Source organism: Cyclobacterium qasimii M12-11B (genome assembly GCF_000427295.1).
Classification (GTDB): Bacteria; Bacteroidota; Bacteroidia; order Cytophagales; family Cyclobacteriaceae; genus Cyclobacterium; species Cyclobacterium qasimii.
This window is the reverse complement of record NZ_ATNM01000197.1, coordinates 40,031-55,605: the sequence shown is the minus strand read 5'-3', so window position 1 is coordinate 55,605 and position 15,575 is coordinate 40,031. Positions and strand designations below refer to the sequence as shown.

Genomic DNA, 15,575 nt, shown 5'->3' with positions numbered 1-15,575 from the left:
CATTGGTTTTAACTCCTTAATTAAGTGGTCGACGCATAAATCGACGAGAATTTTATTCTTTTATGAAAAATCGGAACCAGAGCAAAACGCCCAAATTCATTGCCATAAGTGAGCAAATCATTGGTAAAATAATATCAGGAGAATTATTGCCTGGAGAAAAGGTGCCCTCTGAAAATGAATTGATTCATAACTTTCAAGTTAGTAATACAACAGCTAGAAAGAGCCTGCAAGAGATCGAGTCACGTGGCTATGCCCAGAGGATAAAAGGCAAAGGCACCTTTGTGCTTAATAAAACAGAAGACCATCACTTGGTAAGGACCTTAGGTTCTATAGATGCCACAAGAAGAGGTTTTGATGAAGGTTTGAAGGTTGAAGGTTTTAAACCCAAAACCATAGTGCTGGAAAAAATAGTGCTTGAGCATGGCGTGTCTGCAGAAATTAGTGGTAAAAATTACATTATAGAAGGCCCGGTATTAAAAGTGCACCAGCTAAGGTATGCAAACGATATGCTGTTAAAAGATGAGACCAAATACATCTCCTTAAAGCTTTGTCCCAAGATCAATATGCTTTCCACAGACCTATCCTATTTCAAGGTGTATGAAGAAAAATACCAGCTGAAGATCTCCGATATCAAACAAAATTTAAGCGCAATTATTCTTCCACCGGATGACCCAACAAATAATTTTGAATTTAAAAGTGCTTTGCCCGTATTTGTACTGGACAGCGTAGTACTGAGTAGGAAAGATGCGGTGCTTGAATTAGAGAAATCTCTCTATAGAGGGGATAAGTACAAATTTGCTATTATTGCCCATCCTGAGTACAATGGGAATTGAAGCCCAATACTAGACACTTGTCAAAGGTGATCGTCTTTCATTTTTTTTATCCTTTGGTATTTATTCTTGCAGAAAAACTCTTTGTCTCCCTATTTTTTCCCAAAAGTGTTTGCTTAGAGCGTTAAGATAAATTTTGATATTTCTTTTAATTTAACTTTTATCTTCTGTAATGGCTGGTGATGGGTGAGTTTTTGGGTAAAAAATTTATAATAACTTGCATTTTAATTTTTAAGGTTATATCATTGTTTTATTAACTTAGAGCGTTAAGTGCAATGAACCCAAAAATCAAATGGTATATTCTAGCAATGGTATTCATTGCTACAGGCCTAAATTTTTTAGACAGGCAGGTCTTATCCATGACCATAATCAAAATTCAAGAAGAACTTTCTATTTCGGATGTACAGTATGGCTGGGTGAATACCGGTTTTCTGGTTAGTTATGCATTGATGTTTACCATAGGCGGTCGCTTAATTGATAAATTCGGTGGAAAAAAGGGACTTGGATTTTCAGTTGGGATTTGGTCATTTGCCAGTGTTTTACACGGAGTTATGAACAGTTTCTCCCAATTGTTGGGATTCCGTTTTTTACTTGGCGTGGGTGAAGGCGCATGTTTTCCCGGAGCAGCCAAGACTGTGTATGAATGGTTTGATGAAAAACAGAGAGCACTTGCAAATGGAATAGCGATTGGAGGCGCCGCAATTGGGGCCGTAGCGGCACCACCTTTAACCATTTTGATTGCTGGCGAATATGGCTGGCGCTGGAGTTTTGTCATTCCGGGAGTAATTGGTATTGTTTGGGTTATTGTTTGGTTTAGCCAATCCTGGAAAAATAGCCTACATGCCAGAGAGACCAAAGTAATGGCCACGACTGATGAGCCTGTGGTACAAATTTCTATAAAACGACTCCTAAAAAATAAGACAGTGCAGGTATTTATTTTAATCAGGTTTCTTTTGGATCCGGTATTTTACTTTTTGATGTTTTGGGTGCCTAAATACCTAAATCAGGAGCGGGATTTATCCTTCGAGCGAATAGGGGAATTGTTTTGGATACCCTTCTTGGCATTAGGCCTTTCCAATATTTTAGGGGGTTGGTGTTCAGATAAACTGGTAGCAAAGAATTTCAGCATCAATGCTGCTAGAAAATGGGTGATGGGCTTTGCTGCAGCACTAACCCTTGTGGCACCTTTTATTTCTACGGTTTCCACTGTTGAAGTAGCCATTCTTTTAATGTCTTTGATGATGCTTGCCCATGGTTTTTGGATCACAAATTACATTACAGCTATAGCCGATGTGTTTGGTAAATATGCTACTTCATCAGTGGTAGGATTATCTGGAACAGCAGGCGCTATTTCTGGGATGATCATTAACCCTTTTATTGGGTGGATTGCCCAAAACTATTCTTATGGTCCACTTTGGTTGGTCTCCGGTATCATGTATCCTTTGGCATTTGTCATTCTGATGGTATTTATACCAAAAATTAAAACAATCGAATTCAGTAAATAATATTCAATTGGCAATTGATCTTGTACCATTTTGTCAAATTTAACATAGTGCGTTAAGAGAAAATATTAATCTTAAACTTAAAAAAATGAAGGAAAGTAATGGAAGTGGCAACCCAGTAGAGGGGAAATATAAAATTGAAAGAAGGGAGTCCTCTTTGCCTAGAATTGGAGTTTTTGGCGTAGGCTATTTCAAATATTGGGCACAATTTGATGGGCTATTGGATGCCTTATTGGCTAAGCAAAAAGTGCTTATAGAGAAAATTGAAAAGAACAATGCACAAGTAATTGATTTTGGTTTGGTGGATGATGCACAGTCTGCCTATGACCTGGTGCCAAAGTTACAAGCGGAGAATCTCGATTTGATATTTTGTGACATGCTCACTTATGCTACCTCAAGCACTTTTGGAACAATCATTAAAAATATCAATGTGCCTATAGTGCTGGTAGCCTTGCAGCCAGACAAAGCAATGGATTACAGTAAAGCTTCTACTTATATGCAGCTCTACAATGATGATGTATGCTCATTACCTGAATTTGCTGGTGTTGCTGTAAGGATGGGGAAAAAAGTGCCTGATGTTATTATCGGTACCCTCCATGATGATCCTGAATCTGAACGAATGATTGGCGAGTATTGTCGGATGGCCAACGTATTGCATGGCTTAAAAACAGCAAGAATCGGACATATAGGTCATCCTATAGAAGCTATGCTCGACATGCATACTGATTCAACCATGCTTACTGCCCATTTTGGGGTGCATATAGTACAATGTGAAGCCAATGAAATTGTAGGCAATTACTCCGATAAGGTTTCTGATGCTGAGGTAACTGAAGAAGAGAAGCGTATTTTATCTTTCTTCATTACCCCTGATCCCGTTTCTGATCCTATCTCTGAGAAGTTGAAGAAGGAAGACTTAAAGGTGGCCGCCGGCGTTTCTGTGGCCTTAAAGAAATTTGTAACGGATAAAAATCTTGATGGGCTGGCCTATTATTATAATGGGGAAGACCATAGTGAGACCCAAATGGTAATGTCCAATCTTATTGTTGGGAATTCACTGTTAACAAGCTCTGGATTTCCCATGTGTGGCGAGTCTGACTTGAAATGTTGTATGGCCATGTTTATCATGGACCGATTCGGTATTGGTGGGAGTTTCGCGGAATTTCACCCAATAGATTTTAAAGAAAATTTTGTTTTAGTAGGCCATGATGGTCCGCACAATCTCTCCATCGCTCAGGGAAAACCTGTTCTTAGAAGTTTAAAAAAGTACCATGGAAAACCCGGGTTTGGAGCTGGCGTGGAATTCAAAATTAAGGAGGGGCCGATTACCATGTTGAGCATTAGCTCCAATTATGAAGGCAAATTCAAGTTTGTCATCGCAGAGGGAGAATCTGTAGAAGGGCCAATACCGCCTACAGGAAATACAAATACAAGAGGTTTTTTCAAACCCGATGTACGCACCTTTTTGACCAATTGGATCAAAGAAGGACCTACCCATCACTTTGCTTTGGGCATAGGGCACCATGCCAAAAGCATCCAGAAAATTGCCAATTATCTAAATATAGAATCGGTAATAGTAGTCTGAATTAATCAATAACCCAAAATAACCGACCATGAAAACACTTATTAAAAGTTTTGTTTTTGTGATGGTACTCTGCTTTAGCATGGGCCATTACAAGCTATTGGCACAATCGGGCAATCGCCTGGTGGTAAAAGGAACGGTGTCGTCTGCAGAAGATGGCGCCACGATTCCGGGCGTAGCAGTCCTTGAAAAAGGCACGTCAAACGGGACGGTAACAGACATTGACGGAGCATACGAAATTACGTTAAGCAATGGAAATGCTGTTTTGGTTTTTCTTATGTTGGCTTTGCCAAGACGGAGCTTCAGGTAGGAAACCGAAGTGCATTAGATGTCCAACTTCAGATGGATATGGAACAACTCAATGAGGTTGTAGTGGTAGGTTATGGTACCCAAAAGAGAAAAGACCTTAGTGGTTCCATTTCAAGGATTACGAGTGATGAGTTTTTGCAACCATCTACGGGGAGTTTTGACCAGATGCTTCAAGGTAAAGTCGCCGGTGTACAGATCAACCAAACTACTGGTGCACCAGGAGGGAATGTAAATATTCTTGTCAGGGGGGTTAGTTCTATTTCTGGAGGCAATCAACCATTGTATGTGATTGACGGATTTCCTGTAGATGGAGGTTCCAATTCAAATATGCGTGGTTATGGCGGAGACTCCTTTTCCTCTGCAAACATGGCTTCCAATACTGCGAACCGAATCAATCCACTAAGTTCTATTAACCCTTCAGATATTGCTTCGATAGAGATTCTTAAAGATGCCTCCGCTACTGCTATTTACGGTTCAAGAGGATCAAATGGTGTTGTGATCATTACCACTAAACGGGGGAATTATGAAAAGGCACAGATTAGCCTTGACATGTCTTATGGATATCAGGAAGTGGCCAATAAACTTGACTTGATGAATGCCAGTCAATATGCAAATTTTGTAGCAGATGGTAGAGACAATGCCTGGGTTTTTAGTGGTGGATCCATTGACGATCCTAACGAGGTAAGAAATGCTTCAAGTAGGGTTAGACCGGAATTTAGAGATCCTGGATCTCTTACTACAGATACGGATTGGCAGGATGTTATTTTTAGAACTGCCCCAGTAAGGAATGTCCAGTTATCTTCTAGAGGGGGCACAGACAAAACAAGTTTTTTCATTTCCGGAGGCTATTTTTCACAGGAGGGAGTTGTCATCAATTCAGATTATAACAGATTTAACTTGAGAGTGAATGTGGATGCTCAGATTACCGACAAGGTAAGGATAGGTACTTCAACTTATGGATCTTATGGCTATGGAAGGTTTGCCAACACAGAGTCTCATTATGGACAGGGCGGATTGCTTTCCAATGTGTTAGCTGCTTCCCCAACTATTCCAGTTTATGACAATGAGGGCAATTATTATTTCAACCAGGCAGATGTTACAGATGGATTAGGGTTTCTAGCCAATGTGTTGGCAGTGAGTGAAGGATCTGTGGATAGGAGAAATGTGATGAATGTTTACACCAACAACTATATAGAAGTAGACATTAACGAAAACCTGATGTTCAGATCATCTGCTGGGATCAATTATTCCTCAAGCAATATCCGCCTTTGGAGGTCCACAGCAGTTCCTCAGTACACTTCGTTGAACTATCCAGCAACCGCAGGGGCTACAAAAATGGACAACCTAAATTGGCTAAATGAAAACACACTGACATTTAACAAGTCCTTTGACAACAAGCATTTTTTAAATGCTGTGGCAGGCTTTACTGCTCAGAAAAACAGTGGTGATCGTTTATCTGCAGGAGCCTCTGATTTCCCTACAAATTATGTCACCTACCTTTCAGGAGGAATTGTGAATGCTGGAACGCAAACCCTAAGTGAATGGTCACTATTGTCTGTGATGGCAAGGGTAAACTATTCCTATGACAGCAAGTACCTTTTCACTGCTACCCTTAGGCGAGATGGAAGTTCCAGGTTTGGAAGCAACTTCAAGTGGGGGTCTTTTCCTTCATTCTCCCTGGGATACAATATCTCTGAGGAAGAATTTTTAAGCAATGCTGATTTTCTAAGTAACCTTAAGATTAGGGCCAGTTACGGGATTTCTGGAAACAATCAAATCGGAAATTATACCCATATCGGATTATTGTCTGCCAGAAGGTATATCAATGAAAGTGGGCTGATACCAGGGTTGGTACCAAGCAGTCTTGCGAATGACGATTTGACCTGGGAAATCTCGAAACAAACCAATTTTGGGATAGACTTGAGCCTATTTCAGGACAGGATTAATCTTACAGCAGATGTGTACAGGGATCTGAAGACTGACTTGCTATTGGCTGTTCAGCTGCCTGCTGCTTCAGGTTTTTACAGTTCAGTGCAGAACATTGGAGATGTCGAGAATAAGGGGTTTGAGTTAGGGTTGAATACGGTGAACATTCAAAAGACCAATTTCACATGGAATAGCAATCTGACTTTTTCTGCAAATAGAAACGAAGTGCTTAAACTGGCAACTGAAGGTGGGAGAATTTCAAACTCCCCATTTCAAATTACTCAGGTGGGTTATCCTGTCTCCAGTTTTTACATGATTAATAAACTGGGGATTTTCATGAACAGTGATGAGCTTGAAGGTGCTGCCTTGTTTCACCCAAGAACGGAAGCCGGAGATATAAAATTCGAAGATGTAAATGAAGATGGTGTAATCAATCAAAATGACAGGAAAATTGTAGGCGACCCTTGGCCAGATTTTGTATGGGGTATAACCAATAATTTTGAATGGAAGAATTTTAATTTAAATATAGCCATCGTTGGTTCCGAAGGTGCCCAAACTTACCTTGAATCAGGTGGTGCTTTAATGGGATCCAATGGTGTTCAAAATGGTTTGGCCTTACAAGATAATAGATGGCGTTCGGAAGAAGATCCTGGTGATGGAATTATACCACGGGCAATCAGAAGTAATCATGCATTGGGATTTGGTACTTCCTCACACTTTTTGTTTGACGCTTCCTTTATCCGGATCAGGAATGTGATGCTTGGGTACAATATGCCTGAAGAACTTGTTTCCAGGTTTAGGTTGACAGGCATGAATGTCTATGCAAGTGTTGCCAATGTATACACTTTTACTGATTACCCCGGTTATGATCCAGAATCCAGTAGTACTGGTGATGATGTAGTCAATGCAGGTATTGATTATCTAAATTATCCACTGCCACGGACTTACACTTTGGGACTAAAAATAACCTTATAACTTAAAATTATTGAGTCATGAAAAAATATATCATATATATCCTGACCTTATTGGCTGGGACCTCTTGCTCAGATTTTCTAGAATTGCAGCCCGAACATCAAATCAGTGATGGCTCCTTCTATAAAAATGCCAACGATTTTGAGACAGCACTTATTGGTAGTTATTCAAGTCTTCAGAACCTGTATGATGCCAATTTAGTGTACGTTGGAGAATTAACAACGGACAATGCGGAAATCCAGTGGACCACTCCTTCTATTTCCGAGGTTGAGTTGGATGAAGTTAACTTTACGCCTTCCAATGGCTTTTTGAATTCAATCTGGCAGATAAGTTTTAACCTTGTTTCCCAATCAAACAATATATTGTCTAGAATTGATGATGTGGACATGGCCACTCAGATCAGAGACCAGATAAAAGGAGAGGCTTTATTTTTAAGGGCTTTAGGATACTTTAATCTTGTCAGAACATTTGGGCCTGTGCCAATTGTGGATGTGGCTTTCCGAAGCCCAGGTGAAATTGCGGCCTATGACATGACGCGAAAACCTGAGGAAGCTGTTTATCAAATGATAGAAGCGGACTTGAATCAGGCCACAGCCCTGCTAACTGATGTGAATGGTTTGGGTAAATCCAGGGCTTCAAGTGCAGCCGCAATGACCTTGTTGGGGAAAGTTTACCTAACCCAAATGGACTATAGCAATGCTGAAACTGCATTAAAAGGAGTTGTAGAAGGCAATGATTTTTCGCTTGAATCGGATTATAAAAGCTTGTTTACCAATGGGAATGATGAATTGTCAGAGTCAATTTTTGAGATTAAATACATGTCAGGTAACTTGGGAGTAGGGAATGGCTTTTCCAGCACATTTACCCCAGCGAGATTTGATATGGATATCTTCCCCAACCAAATGCAAGGTTCAGGTAGAATTTTGCCAACACCTGAAATGGCCGAAGCTTATGAAGCCGGAGACCTTAGAAGGCCCGCATCTATTGGAGATTCTGTAAAGGTGATTTCCGGAGGTTACGAAAAGGAATTGTATGGGTTGAAATTTGTGGATTTCACTACAGGTGTTCAAGGAGATGGCGGAATCAACTTTACAGCCTTGAGGTATGCTGATGTACTACTGATGTATGCAGAAGCACTCAATCAAAATGGTAAGCAGGATGAAGCGATGGTTTATCTTAATATGGTTCGCGAACGAGCAGGGTTGACTGTTTTGAGCGGTTTGGATCAAGCAGCATTAACAGCTGCATTGGCACAGGAACGCAGAGTTGAGCTATTTATGGAAGGTCACCGCTGGTATGATTTGGTGAGAACAGGAAAGCTTTTAACTGAAATGAATGCTTATTTTGAGCGGAACAATTTGAATTTCGAGGTTCAGGCTTATAAAACAATAATGCCCATCCCACTTAGAGAAATTGATATTAATCCCAGCTTAGGACAAAACACTGGTTATTAATGAGGAAAGGAAACATTACAATACGCAATTTTTGGTTGGTTTTGTTGCTAGCTCTGGTCTGTGTACCGGGGCTGGCACAAGACAACCTAAAGGGTAAGAATTTTCAAAGTATTACTTTGGAGTCTTCTCTTAAGCCTTTTAAGAAAAAGGACAAAGCTTATATCAGGGCAGTGGCTCATGAAATGTTTACCCAATGGCATTCCTTGTTGAGGCATGCAGATACTGTATCGATGATGCTTTGGACCAGTGATGGTTCTGAGATTCTCGATTACAAGGGTACCATGGATCAACCGCTGGAGTGGGCCAAATACATGGGGAATCCAAATACAGATCATGAAGTGGGTTCAGGCCCCGAATCCCTTTCTTTGCATCAAAGGGCTTATGTATATCGGGACGATGCGCCAGACTTTACTTATGGAGATCTAGCTTTTATTGTTAAGGTACTTAAAGAGGAAGGACGAAAGGTAACAGGGAAGCCAATTAAAGTAGGTGCTACCTTTGACCCAGGTCCTGAATTTGCTAAATCTCCTTTCAAATATGAAAAACATCCAGAGATACTGGGTGGTAATGCCATGGGACACAAGACTTTTGTAAGTTCTTATTCATTGTTGAATGGTGACAGTGAATCCTATGCAGGTTTCCCTGATGGTATTCCTGATCAAACGCCATTTGGAACCTTCTTTGGAAGACAAAGTCAGCATTTTCTTGATGATTTGGGTTTTGACTATATCTGGCTAAGCAATGGGTTTGGTTTTGGGGCAGAAGGATGGTCTGCTACAGGAGCCATTTTCAGTGGAGAAAATTTTGCTCAGGAAAAACTGGCTTCATCTGCTGATAAAGTGGTAGGATTTTGGAAGTTATTTAGAGAAGAATGTCCTGATTACCCCATCCAAACCAGAGGAACCAACCTTTCTGTAGGAGCTGACTTGGCTAGGGATGCGGTAGATTTAAGAAACATATACAAAGGTGGATTCAATATGTTGCCTCCTCCCAATTCTCCTTGGGCTGCATTGGATGGAGATTTTGGTTTAGAATTGGCAGGTTATATGTCGCGAATGGCCATGTTGCCGGACAATAGATTTCCATTTAGGTATTATACCCACGATCCCTGGTGGATCAATAGCCCTTGGCTAGACCGCTATGGAAGAGAACCGCATGATATTTATTTGCCTTTGGCAGTAGCAAGAATCGATGAAGAAGGAAAGATAGGTGTACCAACCCATTTGAATTTCCTGACCATCGATGATACCTATGGCAACATGCCAACGCAGGTGCCGGATGAGGTAATGCCTCATATTTTAAAGGCGCGTTATGACATGCCTACAGCTCCTGGACCTTTGGTTTGGGTCTATCCGTTTGATGAGTACCATGATTGGGCAAGGGATTATACCGACAGGTTGCCAGAGATTTATTATGGCGATTGGTTTATGAGACAAGCAATCAATAGTGGTCTTCCTATGAACACGGTGATTTCCACTACTTCTCTTCCAGGAGCCATCACGAATAATCCAGGCCTTTTTAAGTCTTCGATACTTGTGACCATTGCTCCGGAAAAAAATTCTAAGAATGAGAAAACGCTCATGGATTTTGTGAAAAATGGCGGGCAACTTATTGTATTTGGGCCGGTGGATCATTCAAGCAAGACCTTTATGGATTTTATAAACCTTTCCAATACCACGCCACTATCAGGTGAGATGGAGCTACGGTCAGAAGTTGGTATTGATATTATCAAAGGGGAGGTTCCCCAAAAAATACGACACCTTTCCTTATTTTCTGGTGGAGGATTCCGTACCCTTATCAAAAATCCGAAAGATTCTTTTACTCAGGCTTTGTCAAGTGTGAAACAAGGGGATGAAGTAAGGGATATGGCATGGCTGAGACAGGATCCTGATTGGAAGGGAGGAAAAGTTGTTTATCTAAGAGGCACCAATTCCAGTAGCTTTACCGGTGGAAGGTTATTGACGCCTGACAATCCGGAAGAATTTCAGATTGTTCCAGCAATGCTAAGACAACTGCTAGGTACCTTCGGGATGCAGTTAAAAATAGAAAAGGAAAACGTTGGGATTAAAGACCCTGTACTTACGATCAACCGTTCTGACAATGCTTTTATCTTTTCCGGTTACAATCCTAATTCTACTGTAAAGCAGTCCTTTAAATTTGAGCAAGGAGCGCCTTTGATATTGGGCTTTGAGACAATCCTTGAAGATGGTTTTTCTAACTACACCATGCCAACAGCCTGGCATAGAGAATGTCGTGTTTTATTACCCAGACCTCAGGAATGGTGTCGTTTAAAGAACTTCATTCAGGCCAAAAAGGGATAAGTAAGCGGTATAGCGTCAGTGGATTGAAAAATGGATCACTTAGAATATATCCATCCGATGGGGTGACGGCAGAAGAATTAAATGTATACCTAAATTCAAGGTATCCATGGAATACTGGTGAGATCCCTTTCACTGAAGTGAAAAATGGCAATGAGCGCTATTTTGAAATCAAGGATGTCTCAGGAACGGTAGCATTTTCATGGTAGTTTAACTCGGGTAACTAGTTTAAGATGAAGAAAATAATAAATATTCCCTGGAGACTGCTCCTATTTATGTGCTTTAGTATGGCGGCTATAGCAGCTTGCCAAAGCGAAAAAAACCAAGAGGAAGAATCAAAGCCGAATGTTTTGGTCATTTTGACAGATCAGCACACCAATGATGCGTTGAGTTATTTGGGGAACCCTCATTTAAACACGCCAGCCATGGACCAGTTGGCAGCTGAAGGCACCTTTTTTACGGCATCTTATTGTACTTCGCCAGTTTGCGGACCAGCTAGAAGTAGCTTGATCACAGGAAGGATGCCTCATGAAACTGGTGTGGTTTGGAATTCTACCCATATCCGACCAGAAGTGCCCACTATAGGCCAGGTTTTTAAAGAATCAGGATACAATACAGTCTGGGCTGGAAAGTGGCACTTGCCAGCGTCTTACCCTGCGAAAATAGCTACGGATTCAGTGGCTGGTTTTGCTGTGGTACCATTCCAATCCTTGAATAAGGAATGGGATTTGGGTGAAGATACGGATGGGCCAATTGCAGACGCGACGGTGAATTATCTCAACAATTATAAGGAAGATCAACCCTTCTTACTGGCAGTTTCACTTCACAATCCTCACGACATTTGCCATGTCCCAAGAAGACCGGATGAATATGCCAAAGCCCATGAATTGGAAGGTTTACCTCCCTTGCCCAATAACTTTGAAATTGATCCTGATGAACCAGAATTCCTTGCTGAAAAACGCTTGATGGACCATTATGGGGATGAATTGTTATTGACCAAAGACTATACACCGGAAGACTGGCAGGCGTATTTATACCATTATTATCGATTTACCGAAATGGTGGATGGGGAAATTGGCAAAATCCTGCAAGCATTGAAGAAAAATGGTTTTGACGATAATACCATTGTAGTGCTTACCAGTGAGCATGGTGACGGGGGTGCAGGGCACAAGTGGGCTGCTAAGTTAAGTTTGTATGATGAAGCTGCTACCGTCCCGTTTATCATCAGGTACAAAGGGCATGTACCATCTGGCAACATTGACAGAAACCAATTGGTATCAGGGATTGATTTGGCCCCAACCATAATCGATTATGCAGGTTTAACGACTTCTGCTAAATTTACTGGTAAAAGCCTTAAACCAGTTTTGGAGCATCCTGGGGAGAAGTTGAGAGAGTATTTGGTGGTGCAGTTGGCAGATGATAAACTGGATTCCAGCAGGCAGGCCAGATTGATCAGAAATGATCGATACAAATACAATTTGTACAATCAGGGGGAGCGAAATGAGCAATTGTTTGACTTGTGGAAAGATCCGGGAGAGCAGCATAACCTTGCTTATGTTGATGCCTATCAATCCGTTAAAAAAGATATGCATGTGGCATTGGATGAATGGATAACAGCCACCGGTGACAATTTTTACGAGTGGAAAGCATTGCCAAATAGTAAAGAGAAATAACCGTATATTGATTTTAGACAATTACCAGAAATGCCTAAGCCATGAAGTTAAAAGCTTTTACAATTTGTTATTTAGTTGCGTTTTGTAGTGTGCTATCTTTTGGCCTTCGGGCCCAAGAAAGTACGGCGTACAATCAGATGCGACAAAATTTCCTGCAGCCACCAAGTACGGCCAAACCCACTGTTTACCATTGGTGGTTGGGAGGACATGTGGATACTTTAAGGCTAAAAGAGGAAATAAAATCCTTTGATGAGGCAGGTATAGCTGGTTTTACCATATTTGAAATAGGTTCACGTGATACAATTCAGGTAGGTGCGGGCCCCGAGTTTTTGGGTGATGAATCTTTGGCAACCATAAGAGTTGCCGTAGAGGAGGCTGGTAAATATGGCATGGAGGTAGGATTGAATACGGCGAGTAGCTGGAATGCTGGTGGCAATTGGCTCACCCCTAAACATGCGGCAAAATCAATTTACCAACGCAAAGTGAATGTCACGGGTGGAGGGAAGAAAAAATCAAATTACCCTTCCCTGAAATCCCAGAAAAAGATCCCCGAGGCAGGACACGCCTCATTTCTTATGGGAAAGATGGAAAACCCTTATATTCCGAAGAGATAGCAGTATTGGCCATTCCATTGGTTAAAGACAATGTGGCTATGGATACCAGCGGTATAAAGGATGTTTCCCTTTACTTTGACGCTAAAAAAGAGGTGTTGAATTGGGATGTCCCGGAAGGAGAATGGAAAATAGTACGGTATGTGAGCTCCAATTCTGGCGAGAATTTGGTGTTGCCAAGTAAGTATTCAGCCGGGCCTATTGTAGATCATTTCGATGGGGAAGCAACAGCTTTTCACTTCAATTATATTATAGACCGATTGGAATCTGTTTTAGGGGATTTGCGTGAAACGTCCTTGAAAAATCTATACATGGCAAGTTATGAAGCCAGGGGTTTCAATTGGACACCTACTTTACCACAAGAGTTCCAGGAATTAAATGGCTATGATATAAAGAAATTCTTACCCATTCTATTTGAGGAAGTGGTGTTTTCTACTGAAGCTACCTCTGCTTTTAGAGCAGGCTTTCAAAGGACATTGTCAGAATTGATGATCAAAAACTTCTACATGAAGTCGAAAGAGATCTGCAATGCCCATGGATTAAAAAATAACAGTGAAGCAGGAGGACCTGGCTATCCTTTGCACAATGTACCAGTAGAACCCTTAAAGGCGTTGGGTAAAGGTTTGGATATCCCTAGAGGAGAGTTTTGGATCAATCATAATAATTTTAGTGAGGAGGGTTTTAGATGTGCTAAGGGTAGTGAAGGAAGTCTCTTCTGCCTCCCATATTTATGGTATAGGAATGGTGGAGATGGAAGCATTTACCACTTTTCAGCAATGGCAAGAAGGTCCTTTCGAAATGAAACCTATGGGTGACAGGGCTTTTGCTGAAGGCATGAACAGGGTAGTCGTCCATGGATCTACCCATAATCCAGAAGGTACTGGAAACCCAGGGATCGTTTACCATGCAGGAACTCATTATAATGACAAAAGGGTCTGGTGGAAGAAAATTCGGCCATTTAATGAATACCTGGCAAGGGTGTCTTATGTCTTACAGGAAGCCGATTTCAAAGCCGATGTCTTGTATTATTATGGTGACACCATTCCCAATTACGGAGGGCATAAGCGCAGTCGCTTTAATCCAGGGGAAGGGTATGATTTTGAATTGGTCAATACTGAAATACTTCTTGGACTGGAAGTGAAAAATGGGAAAATAGTAAATCCTCGGAATAAGGCTGAATTCAGTGTGCTGGCCTTGACCAAAGAATATGAAATTAATCCTCAAGTATTGGTGAAATTGGAACAAATGGCAAAAAGTGGTGCCATTATCACAGGATCTAAACCCAATAGAATTGCCCCTGAAAGAAACATGAAGGATCTTCCCAAGATGAATGGTTGGCTGAATAGTATATGGAAACCTTATAGCAAGCAAACTTTCAAGCCAGGAAGTGGAGCCATTTATTATGGGGCTTCGGTAGCTGAGATCCTTCAGGAATTGAAAATTAGCCATGACTTTGATTATTTAGACAAAGGGTTTTATACACTGGATTATACCCACTACCAAAAAGATGGTCTTGATTTTTATTTTGTAGTCAATACTACAAACGAATGGTTGTCTAGAGACTTGACGTTCCGACAAGAGGGAAAGACGCCAGAGTTATGGAATCCTGAAAATGGAAGTATAAGTACCATTCCTGTTTTTGAAAATACTTCGGATGGTATCCAACTTCCCTTGAGTCTTGCACCTTATGAAAGCATTTTTGTAGTTTTTAAGCATGGGGACAAACAAGCACATTTCACAAAAATAGCTCGTGATGGTATTCACCCTCCTAGGTTGCGTTATGGGGAGTATGGCGTTGAGTTATGGGAAGAAGGAGAATTTGATTTCGTGCAAAAAGATAAAACCAGTCGCATGTTAAATCATGGCAATTTGAAAACAATAGCAGGTGCTTGGGAAGTTTATTTTCCTGAAGGTTGGGGAGCGCCGGAAAAAGCAATTTTCCCGGAATTAAAATCCTGGACGGAGTCTGAAATTGAAGGGGTCAAATACTTTTCAGGGACTGCACGTTACGAAAAGAATTTCATCCATGAAATGCATGCCTCTGAATTTCCAGAAGCCAGGGTTTACCTGGATTTAGGAGACCTATCCCATGTCGCGGAAGTTTGGTTGAATGAGCAACCGTTGGGAATTACCTGGGCGAAGCCTTACCGTTTTGATGTGAGCGATGCTTTAAAACCAGGAATAAATACCCTAAAAATAGAAGTAGCCAATACCTGGTCAAACAGGTTAACGGGAGATGCAGCGACTGGTGCTAATTTCACCAAAACCCATGTGGAGGCCACCGTTATAAAAGGCATTCCTAAGTTGAGGGTTCCCTGGAAAGATGCGCCATTGATTCCTTCTGGAATTTTTGGGCCAGTTACCTTAAAAACCGTTCTTCCAATTGTAGCTCCTAAGTGAT

Annotated in this window: 12 protein-coding genes; all 12 read left to right on the top strand. The window is 41.2% G+C overall.

The genetic code is table 11. The features are described from left to right. Window positions 1-62: 62 nt before the first annotated feature. The 12 genes from ADICYQ_RS24235 (at window position 63) to ADICYQ_RS24190 (ending at window position 15,574) form a co-directional block, all read left to right on the top strand. Window positions 63-833: a GntR family transcriptional regulator gene (locus tag ADICYQ_RS24235; protein WP_020888364.1), complete on the top strand. Its 771-nt coding sequence runs from the start codon at window positions 63-65 to the stop codon at window positions 831-833. Between the two features lie 272 nt (window positions 834-1,105). After that, entirely contained in the window at window positions 1,106-2,335 is a 1,230-nt protein-coding gene (locus tag ADICYQ_RS24230; protein ID WP_020888363.1) for an MFS transporter, read from the top strand. Between the two features lie 85 nt (window positions 2,336-2,420). Further along, complete coding sequence (locus ADICYQ_RS24225; RefSeq protein ID WP_020888362.1) at window positions 2,421-3,914, top strand: L-fucose/L-arabinose isomerase family protein; 1,494 nt, start codon at window positions 2,421-2,423, stop codon at window positions 3,912-3,914. A 28-nt stretch (window positions 3,915-3,942) separates the two neighbouring features. Continuing rightward, a complete protein-coding gene (locus ADICYQ_RS26405) occupies window positions 3,943-4,221 on the top strand; it encodes a carboxypeptidase-like regulatory domain-containing protein (RefSeq protein WP_020888361.1) in 279 nt (92 codons plus the stop codon). After that, window positions 4,143-7,121 (top strand): SusC/RagA family TonB-linked outer membrane protein, encoded by a 2,979-nt coding sequence (locus ADICYQ_RS24220; protein WP_081652437.1) that lies wholly within the window; start codon window positions 4,143-4,145, stop codon window positions 7,119-7,121. Before ADICYQ_RS26405 ends, ADICYQ_RS24220 begins: the two co-directional genes overlap by 79 nt. 17 nt (window positions 7,122-7,138) lie before the next feature. Continuing rightward, window positions 7,139-8,572 (top strand): RagB/SusD family nutrient uptake outer membrane protein, encoded by a 1,434-nt coding sequence (locus ADICYQ_RS24215; protein WP_020888359.1) that lies wholly within the window; start codon window positions 7,139-7,141, stop codon window positions 8,570-8,572. Continuing rightward, on the top strand, window positions 8,572-10,893 hold the full coding sequence (locus ADICYQ_RS24210; protein ID WP_051160351.1) for a hypothetical protein: 2,322 nt from the start codon (window positions 8,572-8,574) through the stop codon (window positions 10,891-10,893). Before ADICYQ_RS24215 ends, ADICYQ_RS24210 begins: the two co-directional genes overlap by 1 nt. Window positions 10,894-10,916: 23 nt before the next feature. Further along, window positions 10,917-11,099 (top strand): hypothetical protein, encoded by a 183-nt coding sequence (locus ADICYQ_RS29165; protein WP_235114891.1) that lies wholly within the window; start codon window positions 10,917-10,919, stop codon window positions 11,097-11,099. 24 nt (window positions 11,100-11,123) lie between these two features. After that, window positions 11,124-12,563, top strand: coding sequence for a sulfatase family protein (locus tag ADICYQ_RS24205; RefSeq protein WP_081652436.1), 1,440 nt, complete (start codon window positions 11,124-11,126; stop codon window positions 12,561-12,563). A 41-nt stretch (window positions 12,564-12,604) separates the two neighbouring features. After that, window positions 12,605-13,177, top strand: coding sequence for a glycosyl hydrolase (locus ADICYQ_RS24200; protein WP_040418078.1), 573 nt, complete (start codon window positions 12,605-12,607; stop codon window positions 13,175-13,177). Window positions 13,178-13,182: 5 nt separating this feature from the next. Next, window positions 13,183-13,989, top strand: a complete 807-nt coding sequence (locus tag ADICYQ_RS29445) for a glycosyl hydrolase (protein WP_020888354.1) — start codon at window positions 13,183-13,185, stop codon at window positions 13,987-13,989. Further along, complete coding sequence (locus ADICYQ_RS24190; protein ID WP_161625629.1) at window positions 13,874-15,574, top strand: glycosyl hydrolase; 1,701 nt, start codon at window positions 13,874-13,876, stop codon at window positions 15,572-15,574. The genes ADICYQ_RS29445 and ADICYQ_RS24190 overlap by 116 nt, the downstream gene beginning before the upstream one ends. The last annotated feature ends 1 nt before the right edge of the window (window position 15,575 follow it).

What these genes read in the sequence shown, in the direction of transcription:
- ADICYQ_RS24210 (WP_051160351.1), top strand. Translation starts at nt 8,572, where the DNA reads ATGAGGAAAGGAAACATTACAATACGCAATTTTTGGTTGGTTTTGTTG.
- ADICYQ_RS24205 (WP_081652436.1), top strand. Translation starts at nt 11,124, where the DNA reads ATGAAGAAAATAATAAATATTCCCTGGAGACTGCTCCTATTTATGTGC.
- ADICYQ_RS24230 (WP_020888363.1), top strand. Translation starts at nt 1,106, where the DNA reads ATGAACCCAAAAATCAAATGGTATATTCTAGCAATGGTATTCATTGCT.
- ADICYQ_RS24225 (WP_020888362.1), top strand. Translation starts at nt 2,421, where the DNA reads ATGAAGGAAAGTAATGGAAGTGGCAACCCAGTAGAGGGGAAATATAAA.
- ADICYQ_RS24215 (WP_020888359.1), top strand. Translation starts at nt 7,139, where the DNA reads ATGAAAAAATATATCATATATATCCTGACCTTATTGGCTGGGACCTCT.
- ADICYQ_RS24200 (WP_040418078.1), top strand. Translation starts at nt 12,605, where the DNA reads ATGAAGTTAAAAGCTTTTACAATTTGTTATTTAGTTGCGTTTTGTAGT.
- ADICYQ_RS24235 (WP_020888364.1), top strand. Translation starts at nt 63, where the DNA reads ATGAAAAATCGGAACCAGAGCAAAACGCCCAAATTCATTGCCATAAGT.
- ADICYQ_RS26405 (WP_020888361.1), top strand. Translation starts at nt 3,943, where the DNA reads ATGAAAACACTTATTAAAAGTTTTGTTTTTGTGATGGTACTCTGCTTT.